Here is a 16,193-nt window from a genome sequence, read left to right on the forward strand (position 1 = left end):
GAGGCCATGCGTTCGCTTCCGCCCCTTGCCCCCGGTGCCGCCGCCACCGCCGTCGCCGTGTGCACGGTGCTCGCCCTCACCGCCCCCGCGGCCCGCGCCGACGACAAGCCGGGCAACGAAGGGTTCTCCATCAAGGACCCCCGCATCACCGAGTCCAGCGGACTCGTCGCCTCCCGCGCCCACCCCGGCATCTACTGGACCCACAACGACCAGGACAAGGGCGCCTTCCTGTACGCGGTGGACAGCAGGACGGGCAAGACGGTCGCCACGATCACCATGACGGGCGTCGGCACCCCGCGTGACGTCGAGGCCATCTCCATGGGGCCCGACGGCCAGCTGTACGTCGGCGACATCGGCGACAACCTCGGCGGCAAGTGGTCGTTCGTGTGGGTCTACAAGCTGCCCGAGCCGCAACAGCTCAAGGACCAGTCGATCCGCGCCAAGCAGTACGTCGTGAAGTACTCCGACGGCCCGCGCGACGCCGAGTCCCTGATGGTCCACCCGAAGACCGGGCGGATCTACATCGCCGACAAGAAGGAGGACGGCGAGGGCAGCCTGTACGAGGGCCCGCCGCCCGCGCAGCTGTCCACCTCGGGGACCAACGTCTTCAAGCGCGTCGCCGACATCGACCTGTGGGCGACCGACGGCGCCTTCTCGCCCAACGGCAAGCAGCTCGCCCTGCGCGGCTACCTCGGCGGGGTCACCTATCGGTGGGAGGGCCCCGGCGGGAAGATCAAGCGCGAGGGGCGGTTGAGTGTGCCGCTCCAGCGGCAGGGGGAGTCCCTGGCGTTCAGCCCGGACGGGAGTCGGCTGATGTTCGGGACCGAGGGGCAGGAGAGCGATGTTGAGCCGCGGGACGTCGAGGGTGCCGGGTCGCCCGGCGGCTCGTCGTCCGACGGTTCGTCGTCCGACGGCGACAGCGACGGCCCGCTCGGCGGCGGGTACAAGGGGGGCGCCCTTGCGCTGGCGGCGGTGCTGCTTGCCTTCTTCGGCCTGAAGCGGTTGTTCCGGCGTCGGGAAGGCTAGGTGCTCTGCTGTTTGTGATTGACCTGCGGCCCGGTGGGGGCTGGTCGCGCAGTTCCCCGCGCCCCTAAAAACAACGGGGCTCGGCTCGCAGTCGGGTGCCCCGCGCCCCTTTCGGGGCGCCTACTCCTGCGTCAGGCGTACCTCGTAGTGCAGCGTCGCGTCCCTGCGCAGTTTGTGTGTGAGGGGTACGAGGACGCCCTGCTGCAGCGGGTACTTGCGGGCGATCAGCTTCGCCGCGCGCCGGTACTCCGCGGTGCCCTTCTCAAGAAGGCGCACCCGGGCCGCGACCTCGGGCCCGGTGGGCTTGCCGCCGAGGGTCGAGGGGGCGATCTCGATCTCGGGGTTGTTGCGCAACCGTTTGACCTTGCCCGCGCGGCCGTAGGTGCGGAAGTAGGCGTGGTCGCCGTCGACCGCGATGTGCACGGGCGTGCCGACGCCCTTGCCGTTCTTGCGGTGGCTGGTGAGCAGGACGGTCTTCTGTTTCACGAACCGCGCGAGCTCCGGGCTCGCCGGCGGAGCGGGAGCAGGCTTCCTGTCTCCATGCAGATTCATGTCTCCATACAGACACTGATCGCCCGCTCTGTCACCTCCGCGCGCGCTGCTCCACGAGCACCTCGAGCCCGTCCAGGATCCGCTGCAGACCGAACTCGAAGTGGTCGAATTCCGAGCCGAACGAGTCCTCGGAGAGCCCCGCGATCAGCGGATACTTGCCGCTCTCCATGATCCGCTCCAGGACCGGTCGCTGCGCGTCCCAGAACGCCTCGTCCGTCAGCTCGGTCTCCTCGGCGGCCTGGGCCGCCTGCACCTGGGTGCGCGCGACCCCGGCGACGTACCCCTCGATCACGATCAGCACGGAGATCAGCTCGACGTCGCGCAGCCCCATCGGCTTGATGAACGACAGCACCCGCTCCAGGCCCTCGACCACGCTCGGGCCGAGCACCGGACGCGCCTGGTTGACCTGGAGCAGCCAGGGGTGTTTGCGGTGCTGCTCCAACGTCGCGCGCGCGTGGGCCTCCAGGGCCGCGCGCCAGTGGCCCGTGGGCGTGGCGCTCTCCTCGCCGGGCGCCTGTACGTGGTTGAGCATCAGGTCGAGCAGTTCGGCCTTGCCGGGGACGTACCGGTACAGCGACATCGTGCCCGTGCCGAGCTCCGTGGAGAGTCGGCGCATGGACACCGCGGCGATGCCCTCGGCGTCGGCGAGGCGCACGGCGGTGCTGACGATCCGCTCCAGGGTCAGCCCCGGTTTGGGTCCGCGTGTGGGGCGCTCGCCGCTGCCCCACATCAGTTCCAGGCTGCGTGTGACGTCGCCGCTGCCGCTGGTCTCCGTGGTCGCCATGGATCTCACGATAAGCCCTTGGGGCGAAACTGGGTACGGTGTACTCTCGATTGGGTACGGTGTACTCAGCGCACTTGGAGGGGTAGTGAGCAGCAGCGACCACGCGGTCTTCGCCCGCGGCCTGGAGAAGCGGTACGGCGACAAGCGGGCCCTCGACGGCTTCGACCTGACCGTCGAGCACGGCACGGTGCACGGCCTGCTCGGGCCGAACGGCGCGGGCAAGACCACGGCGGTGCGCGCCCTGGCGACGCTGATCAGGCTCGACGGCGGCCGGGCCACGGTCGGCGGCGCGGACGTCGGGCGCGAGGCCCGCCAGGTCCGCTCCCGCATCGGCCTCACCGGTCAGTACGCCGCGGTGGACGAGATCCTCACCGGCCGGCAGAACCTGGAGATGTTCGGCCGCCTGTTCCACCTGGGCGGCCGGAACGCCGCGCGCCGGGCGCAGGAACTGCTCGAGCAGTTCGGCCTGGAAGCCGCCGCCGACAAGGGCGCCGGGCAGTACAGCGGCGGCATGCGGCGCCGCCTCGACCTCGCCGCCTCGATGATCCTCGCCCCGTCCGTCCTGTTCCTGGACGAGCCGACGACCGGCCTCGACCCGCGCGGCCGCAGCGAAGTCTGGGATTCCGTACGCAACTTGGTGACGGGCGGAACGACCGTTCTGCTCACCACGCAGTATCTGGAGGAGGCCGACCGGCTCGCCTCCCGCATCACCGTCATCGACCAGGGCCGCGCCATCGCCGACGACACCCCCGACGGCCTCAAGGCGACCGTCGGCGGCAGCCACCTGGAGGTCGTGGTCGCCGAGGCCGCCGACCTGCCGGCCGCCGAGAAGGCCGTCGCGCGGGTCGCGAAGGGCGCGCCGGAGACCGTGCACGCGGAACGGCGCGTGCAGGCCGCGGTCACCGACCGCGTCGCCGCGCTGACCGACGTCGCCCGCACCCTCCAGGACGAGGGCATCGCCGTCGAGGACATCGGGCTGCGGCGCCCGAGCCTGGACGACGTGTTCCTGCAGCTGACGGGGGACCGGCCCGCACAGGACCGCGACGCGGACGGCGCGTACGCCACGTACGAGAAGGCGGAGGCGGCGGCATGAGTGACGCGACGACGTCGCTGCCCGAAACGCGGGCCGGAGCGTCCCCGGCCCTCGCGGGCCCCACCCGCGGGCGGGCCCACTGGGCGCTCGCCGACACCCTCAACATCACCCGCCGCTACCTCACCCACTTCCAGCGCCAGCCGATCACCATCGCCTGGCAGCTCGGCTTCCCCATCATCAGCGTGCTCCTGTACGGCTTCGTCTTCGGCGAGGCCATGAAGACCCCCGGCAACGAGGGCGACTACAAGCAGTTCCTGATGCCCGGCATGTTCGTGATGACGATGGCCTTCGGCTTCATGAACACCGCGATGGGCGTCGCGATGGACGCCTCCAAGGGCGTCATCGACCGCTTCCGTTCCATGCCCATGGCGCCGTCGGCGGTGTCGGCCGGACGCGGTCTGTCCGATCTCGTCGTGGCCTGCGCCGAGTTGACGATCCTCGCGCTGACGGCCCTCGCGATCGGCTGGCGCCCCGGCAACGGCGTCCTGAACACGGTGGCCGCCTTCGCCCTCCTGCTCCTTCTCCGCTTCAGCCTGATCTGGGTGGGCGTCTGGCTCGGCCTGGTCGTGCCGACCCCGCAGGCGGCGGGCAGCCTGTACGGGGTGGCGTTCCCGCTGACCATGATCTCCAGCGTGTTCGTGGCCCCGTCCCTGATGCCGGATTGGCTGGGACCGATCGCCGCGTGGAACCCGGTGTCGTCCACGGGCACGGCGGCCCGCGAACTCTTCGGCAACCCCGGTGCGGGCGGCTCGAGTTGGATCGAGCAGAACGCGGTGCTGATGGCGGTGGTGTGGCCGCTGGTGGTGACGGCGGTGTTCCTGCCGCTGGCGGTGCGGAGGTTCAAGCGGCTGAGCCGCTGAGTCCGGCAACGCAAGAGGGCCTGGTGCGCGCGGCGTACCAGGCCCTCTTGTTCACGTACGTACGTTGCGTACCGCTACAGCTTCTCGATCACGTAGTCGACGCACTTCGTGAGCGCCTCGACGTCCGCCGGGTCGATCGCCGGGAACATCGCGACGCGGAGCTGGTTGCGGCCCAGCTTGCGGTACGGCTCCGTGTCCACGATGCCGTTGGCGCGCAGCGCCTTGGCGACGGCGGCCGCGTCGACCTCGTCGGAGAAGTCGATGGTGCCGATGACCTGCGAGCGCTTGGCCGGGTCCGTGACGAACGGCGTCGCGTACTTGGACTCCTCCGCCCAGCCGTACAGCGTCCGCGCGGACGTCGCGGTGCGGCGCACCGACCAGTCGAGGCCGCCCTGGCCGTTGATCCAGTCGAGCTGCTCGGCGAGCAGGAACAGGGTGGCGAGCGCGGGGGTGTTGTACGTCTGGTTCTTGCGGGAGTTGTCGATGGCCGTGGGCAGGCTGAAGAACTCCGGTACGTGGCGGCCGCTCGCGTGCACGCGCTCGGCGCGCTCGATGGCGGCCGGGGAGAACGCGGCCACCCACAGGCCGCCGTCCGAGGCGAAGGACTTCTGCGGGGCGAAGTAGTAGACGTCGCTCTGCGCGATGTCGACGGGCAGGCCGCCCGCGCCGGACGTGGCGTCCACGAGGACCAGGGCGCCGTCGTCGGCGCCCGCGACCCGCTCGATGGGGGCGGCCACGCCGGTGGACGTCTCGTTGTGCGTGAACGCGTACACGTCCACGCCCTGCTCGGCCTCGGGGTCGGGGTGCGTGCCCGGGTCGGAGGTGATGACGGTCGGCTCCGCCAGCCACGGGGCGAGCTTGGCCGCCTTCGCGAACTTGGAGCTGAACTCCCCGAAGGAGAGGTGCTGGGACTTGTTCTCGATCAGGCCGTGCGTCGCGATGTCCCAGAACGCGGTGGAGCCGCCGTTGCCGAGGACCACCTCGTAGCCCTCGGGGAACTGGAACAGGTCGCGCACGCCCTCGCGGACGCGGCCCACGAGGTTCTTCACCGGGGCCTGGCGGTGGGACGTGCCAAGCAGGGAGGTGCCGGTGGCGGCCAGGGCGTCCAGCGCCTGTGTCCGCACCTTGGAGGGGCCCGCGCCGAAACGGCCGTCGGCGGGCTTGATGTCAGCGGGAATCTGGATCTCAGCCACGGAAGGGAGCGTAGCCGCTCGGGGAGATCTTCGGCGGCCCCGTTCCACCCCGCGAGACGGCCCGTCCCGGGCGCGAGCCGGGCTTGAGCCGGGGTTGACCGGACTTGATCCGGGGTTGAGCGGCGCGGACGCCTTCAAGTACTGGCGGTCCGGCATTAAGCACTGGCGGGCCCGGCCCCCCACGGACGACGATGGCCCGCATGAGCGATCAACCCGCACGATGGACGCAGGCGACCGTCTACCCCGACATGTGGGCCGACCCGGACGACGACCCCCGCAACAGCGAGGGCACCGCCCCGGACGGTGAGCTGCCGACGCTCCTCGACTTCCTGTCGGGGTACCGCATGACCCTGCGGATGAAGTGCGAGGGCCTGGACGCGGAGCAACTGGCCCGCCGTTCGGTGCCGCCGTCGACGATGTCGCTGCTCGGCCTGGTCCGGCACCTCGCCGAGGTGGAGCGGGACTGGCGCAACTGGATCACCGACGACGACCCGCTGCCGAAGCTGTACGGCGAGCGGGACGCGGACTTCCACGGCGCGCTCGCCGACCAGGCCGTCGTCGACGCCGCGTACGCCGACCTGGAGCGCGAGCAGGCCGAGACCGACGCCGCGCTGGCCGGGCACCCGGACCTGGGCGAGCGCCGGGGGAAGGACGGCACCTCGGTGCGGGAGCTGATGGTGCACCGGATCGAGGAGTACGCCCGGCATTGCGGGCACGCGGACCTGCTGCGCGAGTGCGTGGACGGGCGGGTGGGGCAGTGACGCGGGCCGCGGGGGGCGGCGCTCCACGGTGACGGTCGGGGGGGTGCCCGGCTACTCGGAAGACGCCCCCGGGCTCCCCCGCCCGGCCGCCCCCGCCGGCGGCACCTTCGCCTTCCCCCGTCCCACCTGAGTCCGCACCGCCCCCATGCTCGCCGCGATGACCAGGGTGATCGCGGCCGCCTCCACGAGCGCCAGGCCCTGGTCGAGGATCAGGAAGCCCGCGATCGCGGCGATGGCCGGTTCGAGGCTCATCATGACCGCGAACGTGGACGCGGGCAGGCGGCGCAGGGCGAGGAGTTCGAGGGTGTAGGGCAGGACGGACGACATGACGGCCACGGCCGCGGCGAGGCCCAGCGTGCTGGGGACCGTGAGCTTCGAGCCCGACTCGATGATGCCCAGGGGCAGGACGATGATCGCCGCCACCGCCATGGCCAGGGCCAGGCCGTCGGCCTGCGGGAAGCGGCGGCCCGCGCGGGCGCTGAAGACGATGTACGTCGCCCACATCGCGCCCGCCCCCAGCGCGTACGCCACCCCGACCTTGTCGAGCGCCCCGAAGCCGCCGCCCCCGCCCAGCAGGAAGACACCGCACAGGGCGAGGCCCGCCCAGACGACGTTGACCGCGCGGCGGGACGCGATGACCGAGAGGGCCAGCGGGCCGAGGACTTCGAGGGTGACGGCGGGGCCCAGCGGGATGCGGTCGACCGCCTGGTAGAAGAGGCCGTTCATCGCGGCGAGCGTCGCGCCGAAGGCCAGCACCGTGCCCCAGTCGGCGCGCGAGTGCCCGCGCAGCCGGGGGCGGCAGATGACGAGAAGGACGATCGCGGCGAAGAGGAGGCGGAGGGTGACGACGCCGAGCGCCCCGGCGCGCGGCATCAGGCTGACGGCGATCGCCCCGCCGAACTGCACGGAGACGCAGCCCGCGAGGACCAGGCCGATGGGAGCGAGCGCGGCGCGTCGGCTGCCGCCCATACCGTCGGCCGCCGCCGCGTCGGCCGCTCCCGCTTCGGCCGCCCCCGCGACCTCCGGCTGCCCGACCGTCGCCGGGGCCTCCACCGCTGCCGGTACGGCGCCCGGGGCCGGGGCACCGCCGCCCTCGACCGCAGCCGACCCGTCCGTACGCGAGATGTTCACGCCAAGCCTTTCCCGCCGTCGCTGCCGCGACGAACCTTCCGTACAGTCCAACCTCATGCACTCCGTCGTCCAAGGTAATGGACTGCGTCAGGGTTGTGAAACCCCTTTACGGCTTACGAGGGCGGAGTGTGGCGAGGCGTACATCTCACCGGTCACCTCACCGGCATCTCACCGGTCATCTCCCCGGTCAAGGCCTTCGGCCAGTACCTCCGCGAGGTGCCGCGCCCGCACCCCCGCCAGCTGCTCCAACTGCGTACGGCACGAGAAGCCGTCCGCCAGCACCTCCGCCCCGGCAGGCGCCCGCCGCACGGACGGCAGCAGCTGCTCCTCCGCACACGCCGCCGACACCTCGTAATGCCCCTTCTCGAAGCCGAAGTTGCCCGCGAGGCCGCAGCAGCCGCCGGTCAGGTCGCCGTCCAGGCCCGCGGCGGCGCGCAGCCTGCGCTCGGCCGCGTCGCCGAGGACGGCGTGCTGGTGGCAGTGGGTCTGGCCGACGACGGGGCGGGCCAGGCGCGGCGGGCGCCAGTCGGGGGCGTACTCCTCCAGGGTCTGGGCGAAGGTGCGGACGGAGGCGGCGAGCGTGTGCGCGGAATCGGACCCGGCCAGTTCCACCAGGTCCGTCTTCAGGGCCGCCCCGCAGCTGGGCTCCAGGACGACGAGCGGAGTGCCCTCGCCCAGGCGCTCCAGGAGCGGACGCATCAGCTCCAGGGTGTGGCGCTGCACGGCACGGGCCTGGTCGAGCTGCCCCGTGGAGACGTACGTCAGGCCGCAGCACACGCCGTCCGGCGGCAGCACGACCGTCAGGCCCGCGGCTTCGAGTACGCGTACGGCGGCACGCGCCACGGACGGCGAGAGGTGGTCGGTGAAGGTGTCGGGCCACAGGACGACGGTGCGGCGCCCGGGGCCAACGCCCGGAGCGGGCGTCTGGCCGCGCCCCCGCCACCACCGCCGAAACGTCCGCGGCGCCACCCGCGGCAGCGCCCGTCGCGGCTCGATGCCGCCGATGCGCTTGGCGAGTGCGGCCAGCGGGCCCACGGACGCGAGCAGGTTGACGAGCCGGGCCGTGCGCGTCGCGGCCACGGCGCGCAGCCAGCGCGGCAGGCCACCCATCGTGTAGTGCGCGGCGGGCCTGCGCCGCCCGGCGTAGTGGTGGTGCAGGAACTCGGCCTTGTACGTGGCCATGTCGACGCCGACCGGGCAGTCGGAGCGGCAGCCCTTGCAGGACAGGCACAGGTCGAGCGCGTCGCGTACCTCCGTCGAGCGCCAGCCGTCCGTGACCACCTCGCCCGCCAGCATCTCGTGCAGCAGGCGGGCGCGGCCGCGCGTGGAGTGCTCCTCCTCGCCGGTCGCGCGGAAGGAGGGGCACATGACGCCGCCGCCCGAAGCGGCCGTCGGCGTACGGCACTTGGCGACGCCCACGCACCTGCGGACGGCCGCCGAGAAGTCGCCGCCGTCGTGCGGGTAGCCGAAGGCGACGTCGACGGGTTCGCGCGGGAGGGGTGTGAAGCGGAGGTTGGTGTCGAGGGGGGCCGGGCGGACCAGCATGTCGGGGTTGAGGAGGCCCGCCGGGTCCCAGAGGTCCTTGACCTGCTCGAAGAGGCCGACGAGCGCGGGGCCGTACATCTTCGGGAGCAGCTCCGCGCGGGCCTGGCCGTCGCCGTGTTCGCCGGAGAGGGAGCCGCCGTGCGCGACGACGAGGTCGGCGAGGTCTTCGGAGAAGCGGCGGAATCGGCCCACGCCCGCATCCGTGAGGAGATCGAAATCAATCCGTACGTGGATGCAGCCGTCGCCGAAGTGTCCGTACGGAGTGCCGCGCAGGCCGTGCTCGGCGAGCAGCGCGCGGAAGTCCCGCAGGTAGGGCCCGAGTCGGGCGGGCGGCACCGCGCAGTCCTCCCAGCCGGGCCAGGCCTCGCTGCCGTCGGGCATGCGGGTTGCTGTGCCGGAGGCGTCCTCGCGCACCCGCCACAGGGCGCGCTGCCGTGCCGGGTCGCCGACGACGACGGCGTCCACGCAGTCCGCGGCGCGCACGATCGCGGTGGCGTGCGCCTGTGCCTCTTCCGTCGTGTCGCCGCCCGTCTCCACGAACAGCCAGGCGCCGCCCTTGGGCAGGCCGCGCGTGTAGCGCACGAGGTCGGCGGCCATGCCCTCGATGGTGAGGGGGTGGTGCGGGAGCAGGCCGGCCGCCGCCTCGGCCGCCGCGCTCTCGTCGGCGTACCCGAGGACGGCGAGCGCCCGCGCGCGCGGCGCCTCGACGAGACGGACGGTGGCCTCGGTGAGGATGCCGAGGGTGCCTTCGCTGCCGCAGAAGAAGCGGGGCAGGTCGGGGCCGCGTTCGGGGAGGAGGGCGTCGAGGGCGTAGCCGGAGATGCGGCGGGGGAGGTCGGGGAAGCCGGTGCGGAGGTCGGCCAGGTGGCCTTCCACCAGGGCTTTGAGGCCTGCGGGGGCGCCGTCCCAACTGCCGTGGGCGAGCGTGCGCGGAGTGCCGCCCTCCCCGCTCACCACCTTGAGTTCGTGGACGTTGTCGGCGGTCGTGCCCCACGCCACCGAGTGCGAGCCGCAGGAGTTGTTGCCGATCATGCCGCCGAGGGTGCAGCGGCTGTGGGTGGAGGGGTCGGGGCCGAAGGTGAGTCCGTGGGCGGCGGCCGCGTCCCTGAGGGTGTCGAGTACGACACCGGGTTGCACGCGGGCCGTCCGCCCCTGGGGATCCAGATCGAGGATCCGGTCCATGTGGCGGGTGAAGTCGAGGACGACGCCGGTGCCGGTGGCCTGGCCGGCGATGGAGGTGCCGGCGCCTCTGGCGACGACGGGCACGCCGTGGTCGCGGCACGCGGCGAGGGTGGCCGCGACGTCGGCGGTGTCGCGCGGGGCGACGACGGCACGCGGGACGCGGCGGTAGTTGGACGCGTCCATGGTGACCAGGGCTCGCCCGGTCACGGAGAAGTCCACGTCCCCGCGTACTGCTTGCCGCAGGGCCTGCTCCAGGTTGTTTCCGTTAGCCATGCCTCAGAGGGTGCCCAGCGGCGCACGCCTACGCACTGCGGGACGCGCGCTCGCCTTTCGCCGGGCCGTGGGGTGCGGACCCGGGCGGGGCGGAGGAAGGCGAAGACGGCACCCTGAGCCGGGACTTACCATCGGAGTACATCAGCCTGAGCGAACGCACTGGGGTGACCGTGAGCAACTGGGCCGACTTGACGAGCGGCAAGCGGATCAAGCACCTGCGGGGCTCGGATCTGACGCAGCAGGGGCTCGCCGAGGCTGCTGGGCTGTCCCTCGCGTTGGTGCAGAAAGCCGAGCAGGACCGCGGTGAGCTGTCGGTCGGCTCGCTGCTCAGGCTCGCGCACGCGTTGAACACGGACGTATCCGTGATCCTGGGGCAGCAGGCTCCGCGCCGGGGCATGAGCCGGGATGTCAGGACTGCTGTACGACGGCTTTCCGATGCCGTGCACGACAGTGCCCTCGGTGACTGGGACGGCATTGAGGACCCGAGCACGCTCACCGAGCTGACGACCGCTCATGATCGTGTGTGTGTCACCTACTGGCGAGGTGAGTACGGGGAGTTGAGCGAACTCATCGCCAAGGTGCTGCTCGAAGGGACCGTCCGGCACGGGCAAGCGACGGGCAGTGAACGTGTACGCCTGGGCTCGGTCCTGGCGAGCACTTACCAGTTCGCGTCCTCGGCCGCGATCCTGCTCGGGCAGCGGGATCTCGCCTTGAGCGCGCTCACTTCCGCGCGCCATCTGGCAGAGGACTCCGGTGACGCTGTGCTCGCCGCGCTCCTGGAGTCGACGTTGTCGTGGATTCACCTGCGGAGCGCGAAGGTTCCCCGGGCGGTCGCCGTCGCGGAACGGGCAGCCCTGCAGATCGAGCCGTCGTTCAGCAGGGCGGCCCGCCCCCAACTGATGGCGTACGGGCGGTTGATGATCTCCGCGGCCGTAGCTGCCTCGCGCAGGGGAGACGCCGCGTCCGCGGACGACTACCTGTCGCAGGCCCACGCGGCAGCGGCCCGGCTCGGCCGCGACGAGGCGATGTACGGCACGCATTTCGGCCCTACCGCGGCGAACACCGAGGCGGTGGGCATCGCCGTGGCACTGGGAAACCACGGCAAGGCACTGAAACTGGCCGCGCAGACTCAGCTGCCTGCTTCCATGCCCAAACTCGCCCGCAACCGCTACAAACTCGACGTCGCCCTCGCGCAGTGCTCCGCCGGACTCCACGACCAGGCCGGAGACACCCTGATCGAAGTGGGCCTCGATGCCCCGGAGTGGGTCAGGCACCAGGCGCTGCCCGGCGTCATCGGGAAGCGCCTCGCGAAGGTCTCCACGGCACGTGTGCGCCGCATCAGCGACCTGATCGGCGTACCGCTGATCGCATAGGCCCTACGGAGCGTACGAGTTGGGCTCGGGCAACCTCGCCCAGCCGTACGCCTCGTCACTTCACTCTGCGTGATCGTGCAGGCACGCTTGCCGCATGGTCGGTTTCGACAGCGAACAGAGGCAGGAGCGGGCAGGGACCCGCCGGACCGAGGGTGACGTGCGGCGGCGCCGGGCACTGGCCGACGCGGCGGCGGGCGTCGCACCGGGCGAGGCCGGCGTACCGGCTCGGGCCGCGAGGATAGGTCGCTTCCGCTGTGTGATCTACCTGTGCGGTGCCGCGAACACGGACATCGTGACGCCTCGCAAGGAGTGCACCGAGTACGCCGAGGCGTTCGGGTGGGAGATCACGGACGTGATCGAGGAGTACGCCGGGCTGCTGCCACCGTATGGGCGTGAGGGACTGGCGCAAGCCATCGAGCGCATCAACTCCCGCGCGGCGGGAGCCGTACTCACGGCATGGCGCTCGATGATCTCGCCGGTCGCCCAGGAGTACGACGAGGTGGCGCGCGAGATCGAGAAGGCGGGGGGTTTCCTGCACGTCAAGGAGCCGGCGCACGGCGGGCTGGGCGGCGCGATGACGGGCAGGGATGCATCGTGAACCTCCACGAGAACAGAGCGATCTCCGACTGGCTGGCGCACGCCCACCCCGTCCCCGCCCAAGCCCGCGCGGAGTGGTCGCACCACGGCATCGCCCTGCTCCCACTCGGCCACCGCTTCGACGCCGTACGCGTCCCCGCCGACCGCGTCCACGCCGCCGTGGGCAGCGACGAATCCCGAACAGTGGCCGCCGCCCTGGCCGATTGGCTGCACGGCCCGGTCATCCGGGACACCCGCAGCGGCGACCGGCCGTACTACGTGCTGGTCGCCCCGTCCGCCGACTGGCAGGGCGACGAGGAACGCCTCGGCACCGACACCTACCTCGGCGTACCCCGCCCCGGCTTCCTCTCACTGCTCGCGGCCTGGGTGGTCCCACCCCAGCACCCCGGCAACCTCTGCGACCCGGCACACTTGCGCGCCCTGCTCTCGACCGCGGACGCCCTGAGGAGGGTTGAACCATGAGCCTGCCCCACCCCACCTCGCCCCTGCCCGACGACGAGGCGTCCCGCCTCTTCGCCGCCTACATGCAGCACCTTCGCCACTGCCCGCAGGACCACATCACGATCCAGTGCGCCGAGGGCACCCGCCTGCGCCGGACGTGGCGCGAGGCCGAAAGCGAAGCAGCACGGACGGCGCCCGCCCCGTGGGCCCTGCGCCGAATGGCTCCGCTGCGCAACGGCTCACCCTCGCCATGGCGGTACGCGGGCCTGGACGCGGCGACGCAGACCGGCCGCTGGATCGGCGAGGGCGGGAAGGCACTGCCCGCCGAACTCGGCAAGCACGGTACGAGCGTCGGCACGTACCCGCCCACGCAGGTCGGCAAGGACGGCAAGGTGGACGCGGACACCGGCCACGATGCCGAGCAGGACTGAGGAGCGGCGTCATGGACGACCGCCCGGTGCTGGTCTCCACGCAAGCCGAGGACGCGACCGCCGATCTGGTCATCGCCGAGCTGAACCGGCGCCGTGTGCCGGTCCTCCGGGTCGACCCGGCGCAGGACTTCCCTGCCCGAGCGGTGCTCACGGCCCGCCTGGGGTCCGCCGGTTGGGAGGGAGGGCTCACGGTCGGGGAGCGCACGGCCGAACTGCCTGCGGTGCGGGCGCTGTACCACCGGCGCCCGAGCCCCTACCCGACCCATTGCGGGCAGCAGGCAGCTCGGTTCGTCGCCCAGGAGAGCCGACGAGGGCTGGGCGGCGTACTGGGTGCGCTGCCGGAGTGCCTCTACTTGAGCCACCCGCAGGCCATCGCGCGAGCGGAGTACAAGCCCGCGCAGCTTGATGCGGCCGTCCGCGAAGGGCTCAAGGTTCCGGACACGCTGATCACGAACGACCCGGTGAAGGCCAAGGAGTTCTGTGCCGAACAGCCCACGGTCTACAAGCCGTTGCACGCCGGTGCGTACGAGGTGGGGGGCGAGCCCGCCGGAATCTGGGCGGCCCCGGTCGAGCCGGGCGACCTCGACGACTCGGTCGGCCACAGTGCTCACCTGTTCCAGGCCCGGGTGCCCAAGGTGGCGGACGTGCGCGCGGTTGTGGTGGGCGAGCAGGTGCTCAGCGCGCGGATCACCGCGCCGCCCGGCGTCATCGACTGGCGCGCCGCGTATCAGGATCTCGCCTACGAGTCGGTCACGTGCCCGGACGGGATACGCGAGGCTGTCGGCTTGTTCCTCGCCCGATTCGGGCTGGCCTTCGGCGCCTTCGACTTCGCCGTGACCGCCGACGGAGCATGGTGGTTCCTCGAAGTGAACCCGAACGGGCAGTGGGCCTGGCTGGAGGAGGCGGCCGGGCTGCCGATCACGTGCGCCATCGCCGACCTGTTGGAGAACGGAGCCAGCTCGTGACCGACCCCCTGCCCTCGGCACACCTGCGTGCGGACCTCGCCCGGCGCTTGTCCGAGACCGGCACTCTGCGCAGCCCGCGATGGGAGGCGGCCGTCCTGACCGTTCCCCGTGAGGCGTTCCTCTCCCACGGCTGGTTCGAGTACGACGGGGACGGCTGGTACCGGCCCGCAGCAGGGAGTTCCGAGGCCCGGCTCGCTCGTGTCTACGAGGACGACACCCTTGTGACCCAGGTGGCCGGAGCTGTCTTCCCCGACCAAGTCGAGGGCCGCATCGCCGCCGCTCCCTCGTCGTCGTCCACCTTGCCGAGCCTCGTGGTGCGGATGCTCGAAGACCTGCGCGTCGGCAAGGGCGCACGGGTCCTGGAGATCGGTACGGGCACGGGTTACTCGACCGCGTTGCTCTGCCACGTCGTCGGCGAGGACAACGTGACGACGGTCGAGGTCGACGCGGAGGTGTCCGCCCGCGCCGGGATCGCGCTCGCCGGGGCGGGGTACTGGCCCGGCCGCGTGGTCGGTGACGGCCTGGAGGGACACGAGGAAGGCGGCCCGTACGACCGCGTGATCGCCACCTGCGGGGTGCACACGGTGCCGGCCGAGTGGCTCGCGCAGACCCGGCCCGGCGGGCAGCTCCTGGTCACGGTCGGCGGCTGGATGCACGCATCCGAACTCGTACGGCTCACGGTCGCCGACGACGGCACGGCGAGCGGCCCGGTCCTCGGCGGGGGCGTCACCTTCATGCTGGCCAGGCCTCATCTGCCGCCCCCGCTAGGGGTGTTGCCAAACTTGAACGCGGGCGAGGCCGTGCCCGCGCGGCTCGGTGCGGACGTGCTCGACGACTGGACGGCGCGGTTCGTCGCGCAGTCCGCCGCGCCGCGGGCACAGCGGCTCACCTTGGAACGCAACGGTCGGACGGAACACGTCGTGATCGATGTGGAGGCCGAGGCGTGGGCCGTCGCCTTCCAGGAGGGTGCGCGGTGGATGATCCGGCAAGGCGGCTCCGTCCGCCTGTGGGACCGAATCACGGAACGCATCTCGCAGTGGCAGGCCTGTGGGCGTCCGTCGGCCGATCGCATGAGCCTGCATGTCGGCCCCGACGGACAACACCTCACGTGGCCGGAGCACCACCCGCCCACGCAGGCAGCGGTCAGCCTTCGTCGGAGTCCGGGAGCGGTTCGCCGGTTTCCAGGAGGCTCTTGAGGCTGGACAGGATGGGCGGCCAGCCCTGGCTGCACATGGAGTGCAGGGTGCCGTCGGGGTCGAACTCGTGCGTGACGGTGAGCTTGACCTGGTCGCCGCCCTGGGGGTCGAGGTCGAAGGTGACCCGCGAGCGGCGCTCGGCCGCGAGCCGGCCGCGCAGCTCCTCGCTGATGCCGACCGCCTCGGCCCATTGCGGGGTGAAGGTGTGCCAGGTGTAGGCCAGGCGGCGGTGGGGCTCGTAGGCGAGGACGACTTGCTCGGGGTCGGAGATCTCGATTCCGCCCTGCGTCCACGCGAGAGGTGAACCCTCGGCCCAGTCGGTCGTGAAGCGCACGCCCCAGTAGCGGTCGGTGAACGCCGGGTCGGTCAGGGCCTGCCAGAGCCGCTCGGGGGTGGTGCGGATGTACGTCGTGTACACGAACGTCTTGCTGTCCATGGGAGGTTGCTCCAATGCTCTCTTCAGGTCCGCGAGGGCGTTCACCCGCTCCCGGTCGAACCGGCTGATCCAGCGCTCCGCGAGGGCGTTGATCGGGGCGGCGTTCAGGTAATGCAGCTTCTCCCGCCCCTGCCTCACCGTGGTCACCAGTTCGGCGGCCTCCAGCACGGCCAGGTGCTTGCTGACCGACTGCCGGGCCATCCCGAGGTCCGCGCACAGCTCGCGCAGGGTCTGCCCGTTGCGGTCCCTGAGGCGGTCCAGCAGCCGCCGACGGCTGGGGTCGGCCAGCGCCTTGAACACCATGTCCATTGATTGTCACCCTCGGTCATGCAGCTAAACAGCTGCTCTTTTAGG

Annotated in this window: 16 protein-coding genes; 10 read left to right on the forward strand and 6 right to left on the reverse strand. The window is 71.8% G+C overall.

Annotated features, from left to right (window positions below):
* Nucleotides 1-6: 6 nt before the first annotated feature.
* Nucleotides 7-1,026, forward strand: coding sequence for a TolB-like translocation protein (locus AC0KTA_RS20875; RefSeq protein WP_481049727.1), 1,020 nt, complete (start codon nucleotides 7-9; stop codon nucleotides 1,024-1,026).
* Nucleotides 1,027-1,146: 120 nt separating this feature from the next.
* On the opposite strand, the gene AC0KTA_RS20880 is transcribed toward AC0KTA_RS20875, so the two are convergent.
* Complete coding sequence (locus tag AC0KTA_RS20880) at nucleotides 1,147-1,578, reverse strand: PPOX class F420-dependent oxidoreductase (RefSeq protein WP_481049728.1); 432 nt, start codon at nucleotides 1,576-1,578, stop codon at nucleotides 1,147-1,149.
* A 31-nt stretch (nucleotides 1,579-1,609) separates the two neighbouring features.
* Nucleotides 1,610-2,362: a TetR/AcrR family transcriptional regulator gene (locus AC0KTA_RS20885; RefSeq protein WP_481049729.1), complete on the reverse strand. Its 753-nt coding sequence runs from the start codon at nucleotides 2,360-2,362 to the stop codon at nucleotides 1,610-1,612.
* An 85-nt stretch (nucleotides 2,363-2,447) separates the two neighbouring features.
* Between AC0KTA_RS20885 and AC0KTA_RS20890 the strand changes: the two genes are divergently transcribed.
* Nucleotides 2,448-3,455, forward strand: coding sequence for an ATP-binding cassette domain-containing protein (locus AC0KTA_RS20890; RefSeq protein ID WP_481049730.1), 1,008 nt, complete (start codon nucleotides 2,448-2,450; stop codon nucleotides 3,453-3,455).
* Complete coding sequence (locus AC0KTA_RS20895) at nucleotides 3,452-4,315, forward strand: ABC transporter permease (RefSeq protein ID WP_481049731.1); 864 nt, start codon at nucleotides 3,452-3,454, stop codon at nucleotides 4,313-4,315. The genes AC0KTA_RS20890 and AC0KTA_RS20895 overlap by 4 nt, the downstream gene beginning before the upstream one ends.
* Before the next feature lie 74 nt (nucleotides 4,316-4,389).
* Here the strand turns inward: AC0KTA_RS20895 and serC are convergent, their stop codons facing one another.
* Nucleotides 4,390-5,508, reverse strand: coding sequence for a phosphoserine transaminase (serC, locus tag AC0KTA_RS20900; protein WP_481049732.1), 1,119 nt, complete (start codon nucleotides 5,506-5,508; stop codon nucleotides 4,390-4,392).
* Between the two features lie 191 nt (nucleotides 5,509-5,699).
* Here serC and AC0KTA_RS20905 point away from each other — a divergent pair, with 191 nt between their 5' ends.
* Nucleotides 5,700-6,269: a DinB family protein gene (locus tag AC0KTA_RS20905; RefSeq protein WP_481049733.1), complete on the forward strand. Its 570-nt coding sequence runs from the start codon at nucleotides 5,700-5,702 to the stop codon at nucleotides 6,267-6,269.
* 51 nt (nucleotides 6,270-6,320) lie between these two features.
* Here AC0KTA_RS20905 and AC0KTA_RS20910 read toward each other — a convergent pair whose 3' ends face one another.
* Together AC0KTA_RS20910 and AC0KTA_RS20915 are read right to left on the reverse strand one after the other, a co-directional pair.
* Nucleotides 6,321-7,238: an EamA family transporter gene (locus AC0KTA_RS20910; RefSeq protein ID WP_481056507.1), complete on the reverse strand. Its 918-nt coding sequence runs from the start codon at nucleotides 7,236-7,238 to the stop codon at nucleotides 6,321-6,323.
* Nucleotides 7,239-7,568: 330 nt separating this feature from the next.
* The gene (locus AC0KTA_RS20915; RefSeq protein WP_481049734.1) at nucleotides 7,569-10,400 is read right to left on the reverse strand and encodes an FAD-binding and (Fe-S)-binding domain-containing protein; all 2,832 of its coding nucleotides are present in this window, start codon (nucleotides 10,398-10,400) and stop codon (nucleotides 7,569-7,571) included.
* A gap of 170 nt (nucleotides 10,401-10,570) precedes the next feature.
* Between AC0KTA_RS20915 and AC0KTA_RS20920 the strand changes: the two genes are divergently transcribed.
* The 6 genes from AC0KTA_RS20920 to tgmC all read left to right on the forward strand — a co-directional run bounded on the left by AC0KTA_RS20920 (nucleotide 10,571) and on the right by tgmC (nucleotide 15,403).
* The gene (locus AC0KTA_RS20920; RefSeq protein WP_481049735.1) at nucleotides 10,571-11,773 is read left to right on the forward strand and encodes a helix-turn-helix domain-containing protein; all 1,203 of its coding nucleotides are present in this window, start codon (nucleotides 10,571-10,573) and stop codon (nucleotides 11,771-11,773) included.
* A gap of 94 nt (nucleotides 11,774-11,867) precedes the next feature.
* Nucleotides 11,868-12,371, forward strand: a complete 504-nt coding sequence (locus AC0KTA_RS20925; RefSeq protein ID WP_481049736.1) for a hypothetical protein — start codon at nucleotides 11,868-11,870, stop codon at nucleotides 12,369-12,371.
* On the forward strand, nucleotides 12,368-12,832 hold the full coding sequence (locus AC0KTA_RS20930; RefSeq protein WP_481049737.1) for a hypothetical protein: 465 nt from the start codon (nucleotides 12,368-12,370) through the stop codon (nucleotides 12,830-12,832). Before AC0KTA_RS20925 ends, AC0KTA_RS20930 begins: the two co-directional genes overlap by 4 nt.
* Nucleotides 12,829-13,242 (forward strand): putative ATP-grasp-modified RiPP, encoded by a 414-nt coding sequence (tgmA, locus tag AC0KTA_RS20935; protein WP_481049738.1) that lies wholly within the window; start codon nucleotides 12,829-12,831, stop codon nucleotides 13,240-13,242. The genes AC0KTA_RS20930 and tgmA overlap by 4 nt, the downstream gene beginning before the upstream one ends.
* Before the next feature lie 11 nt (nucleotides 13,243-13,253).
* Nucleotides 13,254-14,207: an ATP-grasp ribosomal peptide maturase gene (tgmB, locus tag AC0KTA_RS20940; protein ID WP_481049739.1), complete on the forward strand. Its 954-nt coding sequence runs from the start codon at nucleotides 13,254-13,256 to the stop codon at nucleotides 14,205-14,207.
* Nucleotides 14,204-15,403 carry an ATP-grasp peptide maturase system methyltransferase gene (tgmC, locus tag AC0KTA_RS20945; RefSeq protein ID WP_481049740.1) on the forward strand — a complete coding sequence of 400 codons (1,200 nt, stop codon included), beginning with the start codon at nucleotides 14,204-14,206 and terminating at the stop codon, nucleotides 15,401-15,403. The genes tgmB and tgmC overlap by 4 nt, the downstream gene beginning before the upstream one ends.
* Here the strand turns inward: tgmC and AC0KTA_RS20950 are convergent.
* On the reverse strand, nucleotides 15,351-16,148 hold the full coding sequence (locus tag AC0KTA_RS20950) for an ArsR/SmtB family transcription factor (RefSeq protein ID WP_481049741.1): 798 nt from the start codon (nucleotides 16,146-16,148) through the stop codon (nucleotides 15,351-15,353). The two genes, tgmC and AC0KTA_RS20950, sit on opposite strands and share 53 nt — an antisense overlap.
* Between the last annotated feature and the right edge of the window lie 45 nt (nucleotides 16,149-16,193).

The organism is Streptomyces sp. Y309 (genome assembly GCF_056712025.1).